8 protein-coding genes and 1 pseudogene are annotated in these 11,672 nt (G+C 69.9%); 4 read left to right on the plus strand and 5 right to left on the minus strand.

Annotated features, from left to right (window positions below):
* Positions 1 to 256, plus strand: a pseudogene (locus tag VGS97_RS03235) (RNA polymerase subunit sigma-24); the annotation flags it as partial.
* A gap of 302 nt (positions 257 to 558) precedes the next feature.
* Here the strand turns inward: VGS97_RS03235 and VGS97_RS03240 are convergent.
* The 4 genes from VGS97_RS03240 to VGS97_RS03255 all read right to left on the minus strand — a co-directional run bounded on the left by VGS97_RS03240 (position 559) and on the right by VGS97_RS03255 (position 4,405).
* The gene (locus VGS97_RS03240; protein WP_326851654.1) at positions 559 to 1,686 is read right to left on the minus strand and encodes a hypothetical protein; all 1,128 of its coding nucleotides are present in this window, start codon (positions 1,684 to 1,686) and stop codon (positions 559 to 561) included.
* 232 nt (positions 1,687 to 1,918) lie between these two features.
* Entirely contained in the window at positions 1,919 to 2,704 is a 786-nt protein-coding gene (locus VGS97_RS03245; protein WP_326851655.1) for a GntR family transcriptional regulator, read from the minus strand.
* Complete coding sequence (locus tag VGS97_RS03250; protein ID WP_326851656.1) at positions 2,701 to 3,846, minus strand: ROK family protein; 1,146 nt, start codon at positions 3,844 to 3,846, stop codon at positions 2,701 to 2,703. Before VGS97_RS03250 ends, VGS97_RS03245 begins: the two co-directional genes overlap by 4 nt.
* A gap of 226 nt (positions 3,847 to 4,072) precedes the next feature.
* Complete coding sequence (locus VGS97_RS03255) at positions 4,073 to 4,405, minus strand: hypothetical protein (RefSeq protein WP_326851657.1); 333 nt, start codon at positions 4,403 to 4,405, stop codon at positions 4,073 to 4,075.
* Between the two features lie 251 nt (positions 4,406 to 4,656).
* Here VGS97_RS03255 and VGS97_RS03260 point away from each other — a divergent pair, with 251 nt between their 5' ends.
* Genes VGS97_RS03260 through VGS97_RS03270 form a run of 3 tightly spaced genes read left to right on the plus strand, consistent with a single transcriptional unit; the run spans position 4,657 to position 9,694 of the window.
* Positions 4,657 to 5,367, plus strand: coding sequence for a hypothetical protein (locus tag VGS97_RS03260; RefSeq protein WP_326851658.1), 711 nt, complete (start codon positions 4,657 to 4,659; stop codon positions 5,365 to 5,367).
* Positions 5,367 to 9,239: a DUF6531 domain-containing protein gene (locus VGS97_RS03265; protein WP_326851659.1), complete on the plus strand. Its 3,873-nt coding sequence runs from the start codon at positions 5,367 to 5,369 to the stop codon at positions 9,237 to 9,239. Before VGS97_RS03260 ends, VGS97_RS03265 begins: the two co-directional genes overlap by 1 nt.
* Entirely contained in the window at positions 9,230 to 9,694 is a 465-nt protein-coding gene (locus VGS97_RS03270; protein WP_326851660.1) for a hypothetical protein, read from the plus strand. The genes VGS97_RS03265 and VGS97_RS03270 overlap by 10 nt, the downstream gene beginning before the upstream one ends.
* A 106-nt stretch (positions 9,695 to 9,800) precedes the next feature.
* Here VGS97_RS03270 and VGS97_RS03275 read toward each other — a convergent pair whose 3' ends face one another.
* Entirely contained in the window at positions 9,801 to 11,498 is a 1,698-nt protein-coding gene (locus VGS97_RS03275) for a protein kinase domain-containing protein (protein WP_326851661.1), read from the minus strand.
* Positions 11,499 to 11,672: the final 174 nt, after the last annotated feature.

Raw genomic sequence — 11,672 nt, forward strand, 5'->3', positions numbered from 1 at the left:
CCCGATCGTCCGGCTCAACCGAGCGGTCGCCGTCGGCGAGGCCGACGGACCGCGCGCCGGCCTGGCGGCACTTGCGGCACTGGACCCGTCACTGCCCCGCTATGCCGCGGTGGCCGCATACCTCCACGAACGCGACGGCGACCCGGTGTCGGCGGCGCAGCTGTACGCCGAGGCGGCGCGCAAGGCGACCAACCTCCCCGAACGCGACCACCTCACCCGCCAAGCCGCCCGGCTCAACTCCCTCCAGCACCGCTGACACGTGGCGTCCGGCTGTCAAACGGCTGTCAGTACATCGAGAAAGCGTTCGCGGTCGACGCAGACGGAGATCCACGTGCCGGTGCCGACTCGGGCCGCGAGCCCCGGGCTTCGGCACCGGGATTTCGGCCCGCAACCGGAATTTCGGCCTGCACGTCACCTGGCGTCCGTGTGCAGTGGGGCCGCGGTGGGGGCCGTGCCGCTGGCCCCCACCGCCGCCGTTGCCTGGCACTGTTGCCCGGGCACTGTTGCACTGCGCAAATTCTCAGTGCAGGTAATCAGTGCAGGTAATCAGTCCGGTGCTTAGTGCAGGAGGTTGAGTGTGTTCGTGGCGTCGTCGACGAAGTAGACGTCGCCGTTGCTCACCGGTGCCAGGCCGAAGAGCGCGCCCGCGCCGGCCGGGCTGCCCGAGGAGTCCAGTTGCACGCTCTGCGCCTGCGTCCCGTACGGCGTGGTCGCCACGAGGAAGCCGTTGCCGGCGTTCACGGTCAGAATGTCGCCGCCGGGCGCGACCGCGAGCCCGAGCGGCGTGTTCAGCGCGCCGCCGGAGGTGACGGTCCGTCCGGTGCCTGCGCTGGTGGCGCGCGACGACGCGTTCGAGATCGCGGCGATCCGGTTGCCGACGCTGTCGGCGACGTACAACGTGCCGTCCGCGCCGAGGCCCACGCCGGTCGGGCCGACCACCAGCGCGGCCGGGTCGGTGTGCTCGCCGAATCCCGATCCGATGACGGTGTCCGCGACCAGTTGCGGCGCCTGGTCGTAGGGGATCGACAGCCCGAGCCGCAGTACGGTGCCGGCGTTCACGGTCGCGCCGTTCGCGGCCACCGTGCCGTTGAGCACGTTGGTGACGAAGAGGTCGGCGAAGGAGCCGAAGTCGAGCGCGGTCATGTCCCAGGGGCCGTTGACGCCGTAGCCGGACAGCGTTTCGCGTACCGTGCCGTGCGAGTCCAGCACCAGCAGGCAGCCGGCCTTCGCGGTGGCGGCGGTGCCGTCGCTGGTCGGCAGCGAGCCGACGATCACCCAGCCGGAGCGCAGCGCGACCAGCCCCGTGGTCAGCCCGATCCCGCCGGGGCAGGCGCCGGGCAGGTGCGCCGCGTCGATCTGCGCGAAGGTGCTGACCTGCCCGCCCGGCGAGACCTGCACGATCGTGGTCCCGGTGCCTTGCAGGTTGGAGGCCGCGTTGAAGTTGCTGATCAGCACGTCGCCCTGGTACAGCGCGCCGGTCGACGCGGGCACCACGGCCATGCCGTACGGGTTCACGTCCCCGTTCGCCGGGACCGTGGAGGCGATCGGCGTGATCGTGCCGCCGGCCGGCAGGGCCGCACCGTGGGCGCGGGCGGCGGCCGGCGCTGCCGCGGCGGTCAGCGCAAGCGCGGCCCCGGCCAGTGCGGTGAGCGCGAACCGCGCAGGACGCGGTGGTCGTTGTGCCATCAGAGCACTTCCTTCGAGTAGTCGATGCAGGGTTCGAACAAGGTGATTCAGGGTTCGAACCCATACTGCGTGACCACACGGGAACGGCTCTCCAGCGCGACCGGTTCAGTCGAACCATGATATAAGCGGCACGTGGGCGTACTGGTCGGCCCACGCGGCGCGGCAGCCCAGGTCAGTCACCGCCGACGCCTACGGCACGGTCCGTACACCCGGTGAATGCCTCACGGGCGGCTCAACGGGTGTTCGAGACCTGAGCGCCCGCGGTGACCGGAGCCGGCGGGCGGGAGATGTGCGCGACGAAGGAGTAACGGTCGCCCCGGTACCAGGTGCGCACCCACTCGACCGGTTCGCCCTCGGCGGTGTGGCTGTGCTGGGACACCAGCAGCATCGGCGAGCCGACCTCGGTGCCGAGCAGCGCGGCCTCGCGCGGTGCGGCCGGAGCGGTCTCGATGGTTTCCACGGCGTGGGCGACGCTGACGCCGTACTTGTCGCGCAGCACCTCGTACAGGGACCCGGTTTTCGCGACCGCGGCCGCCAGGCCGGGATAGCGGCGGGCGGACACGTGAATGCACTCCAGCGCCATGGACGCGTCGTTCACGAAGCGAAGCAGTTCGATGGACAGGACCGAACCGCCCGGCCGGATGCCGAGGCGCTCGGCGAGCTCGGGGCCGGCGCTCATGCGTTCCGCGGAGAGGAAGGAGGTGCGCGCCTTCAGCCCTTCGGACACGGCGTGTTCGGTGAAGCCGGAGACCATGAGCGGCCAGGCGAGTTTGGGCTCCGCGACGTAGGTGCCGGAACCCTGGCGGCGCACCAGCCGGCCCTCGGCGACCAGCTCGGTGACGGCCTTGCGGACCGTCGTGCGCGAGGTGCTGCACACCACCGCGAGATCGCGTTCCGCCGGGATGGACGCACCGGGCCGCAGCTGCGCGATCCGCTCGACGATGTGGTCCTTCACCTGGAGGTACCTGCGCTCGCGCAGCCCCTCTGGCGTTGTGTGCACGATCTCTCCCAGTTTCACGAGTCGATCATCGACCACAGCAGGCCGAGTTCCGTGTGCGCGGCGCAGGCTGCTGCGCCCAGCAGGGTTCCGTTCCAGCCGAGCCGGGAGTACTCGACGGTGATGTGGCCGCCGAGGTAGGGCTCGTTCTCGGCCAGAGCGTCCCGGACGTGTTCGAGCAACGCGGGCCCGAGCGTGCACACCGGGCCGCAGATGACCGCGCGGCGCACGTCGAGCAGTTCCGAGACGAGTTCCAGCAGCGCGGCGATGTTGGCCGCCGCACGCATGGCCGCCTCGTCGTCAAGGCTGCCCTGGGGCTGCTCGCCGCGCGGGGTCAGTTGCAGCGACTGGGGCCGACCGGTCAGCACACTGATGCGCGCTGCCGCCTCCAGGCAGCCGACCCGCCCGCACTGGCAGCGCAGCGTGTGCGTCCTCAGATTCAGGTGGCCCACCTCGCCGGCGCCGAACGTCTCGCCCTGGAAGAGCGCGCCGGAGAGAACCAGCCCGGCGCCGACGCCGTCGCCCACGTACAGGGCCATCAGCGTCGGCGCTGGCTCGTCGCTGAGCGCCACTTCGGCCAGCGCGCACGCGTCGCTGTCGTTGATCAGGTGGACGGGGTAGCCGAGCCGCTCGCCCAGCCAGCCGCCGAGGTCGAAGTCGTTGCGGTGCAGCAGTACCGACCGGGAGATCAGCCCTCGATGGTCGACGATGCCGGGCACCGCGACGCCCACGGCGAGCACGCTGCGGCCGGAGGCCTCGGCCATCTTCTGCACCGCCGGGACCAGCGCCTCGATCATCCGCTGCGGGTCGCCGACCTCGTCGTGCTGCTCGATGATGCGCCCGCGCAGCGAGAGGGCCGCGATGCGGAACCCGTCCCGGATCAGCTGCACACCGAGCACGGCGTACAACTGCTCGTCCAGGTCGAGCAGGATCGGCGGCTTGCCGCCGATGGACGGCCCGACGCCGACCTCGCGCACCAGGCCCCGCTCAAGCAGCTCCGCGACCAGACCGGAAACCGTCGCCGTGTTCAACCCCGCGAGCCGCACCAGGTCCGCGCGCGAGACGCGGCCGCGCCCCTCGCTGATGTGCTGGAGGAGCAACCGCCGGTTGACGGCCCGCACGTCCGCGGGCGTCGCCTTTCCGGTGGTGCGCAGAGAATCCATGGCCGCTTCCGGATCGTGGTGGCGCGCGGGCTTTCCTTGGAAGGTAGCGTTAGCTTCCAACGGAAGTCAATGGTCTCAACCAATTGGACCATTCAGCCGCTTGAACAGGCACGCAGGTACCGACGAACACCCTCGATCCGGAACGCATCGGCCGGGCTAGCTCCCGATCAGACTGCGGATCAGACTGCCGGCCAGACTGTGGATCAGGAGCCGACGGCTCGGCCGTTCATCCTCCGCGCTCTGTCCGGCGGTCGGCATCGACGTCGGCGGGCCCGAGCGCTTCGTCAAGCAGGGAAGGCCAGTCCGCATGCGCGAGGCCCGCGGCGACGAGCAGGTCACGCCAGTCGGTCTTGGCAAGTTCGACGGCGTCGCGGAAACGCGAGAGATCGCCGTCCGCCAGCAAGACGATCGCGGCTCGGATGCGCTCGGTGCGGAAGTGTTCCTCGCCGTATCCCGCCTCGTCGGGCAGCCGGTCCAGGGCGGTGATGATTCCGTGCGCGGATCCGGGCGCGGGGAAGTCGCGCCGTATCCGTCGTTCAAGTCGACTCAGCTCAGGCATGACAGCACTCTGCACTCCTGGGTGGCACTACAGCCAGTCGCAACCGCGGCAACCGCTCGACCTCAGATGCACGAAGGCACCGGCTTTTCGGGTGAAGTGGATTTCCGCAAGTCCCGCTGATCACTACATCGGATGACCAAATGGTTGCCCTGCTGGATGCACTTGCCTGTATGGGCTCTGCTAGCGTCGGCTCTGCATGACGGGTTACGCATACGGGATGGTGTGAGACTTTCCGGCTCGGAGGTGTGGCTGTGGCGATCGATGATCTGCCTATGCCGGTGGTGAACTTCCTGAACGTCATCGGGGTCGAGTGGCCGTACATCAACGAGGACACGGTGATGCAGTTCGCCTCGTTGGTGCGGGAGTTCGGGCAGGCGGTGCAGCGCACCCACGACGACGCGACGTCGGCGGTGCACGGATTGGCGCAGGCGCATCAGGGGGCGTCGACCGAGCGGATGAAGTCCGGGTGGGCGGAGCTGTCGCAGCGGCACGTGACCGAGATCGTGGACGGCTGCGGAATCCTGGCAGACGCGCTAGAGGCGTACGCGGGCTACATCGTGGCGCAGAAGGGCATCGCGGTCGCGGAATTGATCGGGATGGCGGCCACGTTCGTGGCGGATCAGGCGGCGGCGGTGGCCACGCTCGGGATCGCCGAGGCCGCGGTGCCGTTGATCATCGCGGCGGGCCGCAAGCTGGCCGAGTCGCTGGTGCAGGACCTGGAGCAATACGTGATCGGGCAGGTGATCGAGGCCGCGGCCAAGCCGCTGTTCGCGAAGATCGAGGCGGCGATGAGCGGGCTGGACTGGGGCAACACCTCCGGCGGCCCGGCTGGCAGCGGGAAAGGCTTCAGTGTGGACGAGGCGGCGGCGCGAACGCAGATCGCGTTGATCCGCCAGCATGCGGCGACGATGCGTTCGCACGCCGAGTCGTTCCGCTCGCAGATCGCCGGGCTGAGCTTCTGATGGCGGGCGGGGATCAGGCCGCCGTCGTACGCGCGCTGGCCGAGGACGCGGGCCAAGCCGCCGGGGACGCCGCAGGGGCGATGGCCAAGCTCGGCGAGGACACCGCAGGCATCGCCGAAGGCAACCTGGAACGCACCCTCGGCAAGGACGCGGAACTCGGGGCGAAGCTCGACGGCATCAAGCCAGGCACCGACCCGGTACCGACCACCGGCGGCGTTCCCGGCGAACCGAACCTGCCCGGCGGCGGGTCGCCCGGCGTGTCCGGTCCGGTCGACCCGCCGCCGTTGAGCGGGGGCGACCCGGCCGGCGAGTCGGTGCCCGCGTCCGACCGCCCGTCCTGCAACGACCCGGTGGACCCGGCGACGGGCGAGATGTTCATGCAGCAGACCGATCTGCGGCTGCCCGGAGTGCTCCCGCTCGTGTTCGAGCGCACCCAGATCTCCGGCTATCGCAAGGGTCGCTGGTTCGGCCGCACCTGGGCCTCGACGCTGGATCAGCGCATTGAGATCGATGACGACGGGATCCACTACGCCGCGCCGGACGGCGTCGTGCTGCACTACCCGGTTCCCACGCAGCCCGGCCGGCGGGTACTGCCCGTGCAGGGCGCGCGGTGGCCGCTGTCGTGGAACCGCGAGTCGGACACGATCACGGTGCACCAGCCGGAACGCGGGCTGGTCCTGGACTTCCCGCCCGGTCCGGTCCCCGACCGCTTCCGGCCGCTATCCGCGATCGTGGACCGCAACGGCAACCGGATCACCTTCGCCTGCGACGCGGACGGCGCCCCGACGGACCTCTACCATTCCGGCGGCTACCGGCTGCGGATCGAGAGCACCGGGACTCGCGGCGGGCTCCGTGTCCGGTCCCTGAGCCTGGTCGATCCGGCCGGCGGCCCGGACGAGCCCGTCATCACCTTCGGGTATGACCCCGCCGGGCGCCTGGTCGAGACGACCGACGCAACCGAGTTGCCGTTCGCGTTCGAATACGACCAGGACGATCGAGTCACCGCTTGGACAGATCGCACCGGATACCGGCACGAATACCGGTACGGGCCGGACGGCCGCGTGGTGCACGTGGGCGGCCAGGACGGAAACCTCGCCGCGGTATTCGCCTACGACGACGAGGCCGGTACCACTACCGTCACCGACTCGCTCGGGCACGAGACCGTCTACCGCAGGGACGGGCGCGGACGGGTCACCGCGCGCACCGACCCGCGCGGCGGCACTGTCCTGACCGAGCGCAGCCGCCATGGCCACATCGTCGCCAGCACCGACCAGCTTGGTGCGATCACCCGGTTCGCACGTAACGAGCACGGCGACGCGGTACAGGTAGAGCACCCCGACGGATCGATCTCGCGCACCGAGTACAACGAACTGCGCCTGCCGACCGCGTATACGGACCCGAACGGTTCGACATGGCACTACGGCTATGACGAACGGGGCAACCTGCTTGAGGCCATCGACCCGGCCGGAGCGGTGACCGCTTACGCCTACGACGAGCGCGGCGCGCTGGTCCGGGTGACCGACGCCCTCGGCCAGGCGACCGTCATCAAGTGCGACCGCGCCGGGCTGCCGGTCTCGATCACCGACCCGCTCGGAGCGACCTGGCGCGCGGCGCGGGACGGGCACGGCCGGATCACGGCGCTGACCGACCCGCTCGGTGCGGTCACCAGGTCGTCGTGGGACGGCCGTGACAACCTGGTCGCGCGTACGTACGCGGACGGCACCGGCGAGCGCTGGGAGTGGGACGCCAACGGAAACCTCGCCGCGCACGTGAACCCGCAAGGGGCCGCCACACGGTTCGAGACCGGACCCTTCCGCCTGCTCACCTCGCGCATCGACCCGGACAGTTCGCGCCACACGTTCGACTACGACACCGAACTGCGCCTGACTGCGGTGACGAACCCCCGGCGGTCGGTTTGGAGCTATCGCTACGACGAGAGCGGCAATCTGGCCGGCGAGACCGACTTCAACGGCCGGACCCTGCGCTACGAACACGACGCCGCCGGCCAGCTGACCCGGCGCGTCAACGGCACGGGACAGATCCTCGACCTGACCCGCGATGAGCGTGGTCTGATCATCGAGCAGCAACTGCGGGACAGCGACGACGCAGAGCCCGAATCCGTGACGTTCGAATACGACCGCGCAGGCAGGCTCACGGCGGCTCGTTCGCAGGACTGCGACCTGTCCTTCGCATACGACGCGGCCGGCCGCGTGGTCGCGCAGACCGTGGACGGCGCCACCGTCTCAAGCTCCTTCGACGCGGCCGGTAGGCGGCTCACGCGTGCCACCGCCAACGGACACCTCTCGCACTGGACCTACGACAAGACCGGCCGACCGGCCTCGCTGACCCTCGACGCCCGGCAACTCACCTTCGGCCACGATCCGGCAGGGCGCGAGACCTACCGCTGGATCGGCGCGGATGTCGCACTCACCAACGAGTGGGACGCGCTCGGCCGCCTGAGCTCAAGCAGTGTGCTCGGCGTGGAGGGCCCCGCGCAGGCGCGCATCGCGACGACGCTGCATGAACGCTCCTGGGCCTACCGCCCTGATGGCGGAGTGCAGGCGTCCACCGACACCGCCGACGGCCCACGCCGGTACGAGCTGGACCAGTCCGGCCGCGTCACCGCCGTGCACGCGGCCACGTGGAAAGAGACCTACGCCTACGACGGCGCCGGGAACCTCACACTCGCCACCGACACCCGCAACACGGACGCACCCGTGTCGGGTCCCCGTCAGGTCGACGGCACGCTGCTGCGCCATGCCGGCCGCACGAGCTACGAGTACGACGCTCAAGGTCGGCTGATCGGCGTCGCGCGGCGCACCTTGTCCGGGCAGCGCAAACAGTGGATCTACACCTATGACGCGCAGGACCGGATGGTCCAGGCGGTCCTGCCTGACGGGCAAACCTGGCGCTACCGTTACGACCCGCTCGGCCGCCGGATCGCCAAGCAGCGCCTCAGCGCGGGCGGTGAGCCGGTCGAGGAGATCCGCTTCGTCTGGGACGGCGAGCTGCTCGCCGAAGAACACCGCAGCGCCGCCGACACGACCGCCGCCACCGTCACCAGCTGGGACTACGAGCCGGGAACCTGGACACCGATCACCCAGCGGCGGCGCACCTTTCACCGTGGCACGCCACAGGAGGCGATCGACGAGCAGTTCCACGCGATCGTCACCGACCTGGTCGGCACGCCACAGGAACTGGTCGCCCCGGATGGCACGATCGCCTGGCGCCGCACCACCGGCCTTTGGGGCGACGCCGGCCACCCGGGCGACGCGGCCGTGGACGGCTTTGAAGTCGGCAGTGCCAAGGTCGACTGTGCGCTGCGGTTCCCGGGCCAGTACCACGACGCCGAGACCGGCCTGCATTACAACTATCAGCGCTACTACGACCCGGCCACCGGCCGCTACACCTGCCCGGACCCCCTCGGCTTGGCCCCCGCGCCGAACCATCACGCTTACGTCGACAACCCGCTGACCTGGCTCGACCCGCTCGGCCTCGACGGCGGCGGTCCGGAATGGGTCGACCCCAAGACCATCAACTTCTCCCAGCGCACCATCAGCGGCAACGATTACGCTGAACAGATGCGCGCCGGAACCTGGGACTGGACCCGCCCCGGCACCGCGCTGCGCGTCATGGAGGTCAACGGCCAACTCGTCACCTATGACAACCGGCGCCTGGACGCCGCCCTCGACGTCGACTCGTCACATGTACCGATCACCCGCGTCGACCCCGCCGCGCCCGACGGCATCTCCACCGCCGGACGCACCTGGCAGCAGGCGTTCACGAAACGGCTCAAAGATCCCCGCAACGCACGAGCCGGCGGCCGACTCCCACCGGAAGGCACGTCCGAAAGGCCCGCCGTATGCCCGTGACCGCAACGCTCGCACAGCTGTGGGAGCGAGAAGAGCTCCCGATCCGCGACGCGCTCTACCTGGCCGACGGACGCGCGTTCGCCGTCACACTCGACCAGCGGGCACCCGGCGGCCTGACAGTCGGCGACCCGTTCGACCTCGACGCGCTACTCGCCGAGGACCCGGAATGGGTCACGTCGATCGTCGTCTCGAAGCAGATCGAACTCGATGACGGCGGATACGTGTGCTGCGGCGAGGGCTCGTGGGGATCCGAAGGGATCTTCGCGCGGCTCTCGCCGGACGGCGAACCTGTATGGGTCGTCCACCTGGAGCGGTCGAACCCCTTCACCGACATCGACGTCGACAGCCCAGACCAGATCGCGCGTTTCCGCTCGACGTCCGGTGTGAACGTCAGCGTGTCCCTGGTCGACGCGGGCTTCGTCCCGACGCGCTGGCCCACCGCCAACAGCGCTTAGGGTGACCTCTTAGGCCGCGGTCGCCGCGTACGAATCAGGGCTGGTACGGCCAGGCGGGTCCTGGCCGTACCAGCTCTCACCGCGAGGGAATCTCGTCGTGTCGTGCCTACTGGATTTCACAGCTGAAGGACTGGAGGCTCTGGCTGGACATATCGCCCGACTGGGCCGTCGGCGACGTGGAGACGGCGAGGCCCCAGTACGGCTGCGAACCGAATCCGGCGTCGCTGAAGTCGTATGAATACGTGCCGGAGAAGCCCGTCTTGCCCTGCGGTAGGACGACACTCTGCTGCTGGACCACCGACTGCGGGCCATTTGCGCTCGCGCTGGTGAACCAGGTGAGGAACAGCGTCCCCGCCGCAGCGCCGTCAGACTGCACCTGGACGGTCGCCGCGGCCCCGACTCGGCCGGAACAGCCGAACAGGGTGATGCCGACCGAGGATATGTGAAGGGTCGGGGGTGGCGGCGGGGTCGAGGCAGGAGGGTTGCTGGGAGCCGTCGCAGGCGAAGAGCCGATCAGCAGCCGAGGCGTCGGTGAGCCGGTGGTCGAGCCTGCTCCCGCGCTCGGCGGAAGGCCGGGAGCGGACGGTCCCGGCGACGCGGAAGGTGCGTCGGCGACGGTAGAAGTCGCAGATGCACCAGCCGAGGAGGGCGTCGGCACGCCCGAAGAGCCCGCACCCGATGTCATCGCAGGCGACGCGCCGGTCGCGGAGGGATCGGGTGCGGGTGATCGGCCGTCGGGGGCGGGTGCCGACGACGAATCCGCCGCGGGCGCACCGATGGCGGTGACCACGGCGCCTCCAAGGAGGAGGGCCCCGAGCGCCACTCCCGCCAGAGCGCGCCGGCTCATCCACTTGCGGCCGGATCGCGGCGCGCCGGGTCCGAGGAGCGTGGTGGCCAGTGCGGTGCCACCCGACGGGTTCGCGTCCCGCACGTCGAAGTCCAGCAGCGGCAGCAGGGCGAACAGGGTCGCCAGCTTGCGTTGCCCCCGCTCTTCCCAGTCGTCGCCGAACGCGGTCGCGCACGCCTCAAGTTCCGCGACGAACGCCGCGGCGTCCGCCGGCCGGTCCTCGGGATCCTTGGCGAGTCCGCGGCGGATCAGCGGTCGAAGCGGTTCCGGCACGGCTTCATCGGGAATCGGCGCGGTCGCGTGCTGCATCATCAGTTCCACGGTCGTGGCGCCGGAGAACGGCCGCTCGCCGGTCAGGCACTCGTAGAACGTGGCGGTCGCGGCGTAGACGTCGGCCGCCGCCGTGATCCGGCCCGTCTGCCACTGCTCGGGCGCCATGTATGCCGGGGTTCCGGCTGCCTCGTCGGTGTCGCCGCGCACGACCGCGATCCCGAAGTCGACGAGCTTCGACGATCCGTCGGCGGTGACCAGCACGTTCCCCGGCTTGTAGTCGCGGTGCACCAAACCGGCCTCGTGCGCCGCGTGGAGTCCCAACAGCGAACCTTTGAGCACGCTGAGCGCGGCCTCGGGCCCGGTCGCCCCCTCGTGCTTGAGCACCTCGCCGAGCGAATGGCCGTCGACCAACTCCATGACGATCGCGGCGCTGTCCGCGACCTCTATGTATTCGTAGAAGCGAGCGACGTACGGCGATCGCAGCGCACCGAGCAATTCGGCCTCGCGGCGGTATCGGCTGCGGAAGTCCCCCGACGAGTGCACCGCGTCGGCGAGGTACTTGATCGCCACCGGCGTCCCGGTCTCGTTCTCCCGGGCGACCAGCACGCGACCGCTCGCTCCGGCACCGAGCTCCCGGATGTGCGTATAGCCGGGCACAGACCACACACTCGGCCCATCAGTCATCAGTGTTCTCAATCCTGCTCATGGCGCACCGACACTAAGGGCTTGGAAATGAATGACACGCTCATTTGGGCGTTTCGGGCGCGGTGATGTCGTAGTTCCATTCGCCGTGGAACGCGTGGGGTGTGACGTGCTGTTTCATCAGCTGCTTCATCTCGCGGTCGGGGATCTTGATGC

Origin of the sequence: Actinocrinis sp. (assembly GCF_035946395.1) — a bacterium.
Lineage (GTDB): Bacteria > Actinomycetota > Actinomycetes > Streptomycetales > Catenulisporaceae > Actinocrinis.

Bases quoted from the DNA above. Each gene is read 5' to 3' on its own strand.
- VGS97_RS03240 (WP_326851654.1), bottom strand. From the start codon at position 1,686: ATGGCACAACGACCACCGCGTCCTGCGCGGTTCGCGCTCACCGCACTG.
- VGS97_RS03250 (WP_326851656.1), bottom strand. From the start codon at position 3,846: ATGGATTCTCTGCGCACCACCGGAAAGGCGACGCCCGCGGACGTGCGG.
- VGS97_RS03255 (WP_326851657.1), bottom strand. From the start codon at position 4,405: ATGCCTGAGCTGAGTCGACTTGAACGACGGATACGGCGCGACTTCCCC.
- VGS97_RS03265 (WP_326851659.1), top strand. From the start codon at position 5,367: ATGGCGGGCGGGGATCAGGCCGCCGTCGTACGCGCGCTGGCCGAGGAC.
- VGS97_RS03270 (WP_326851660.1), top strand. From the start codon at position 9,230: ATGCCCGTGACCGCAACGCTCGCACAGCTGTGGGAGCGAGAAGAGCTC.
- VGS97_RS03275 (WP_326851661.1), bottom strand. From the start codon at position 11,498: ATGACTGATGGGCCGAGTGTGTGGTCTGTGCCCGGCTATACGCACATC.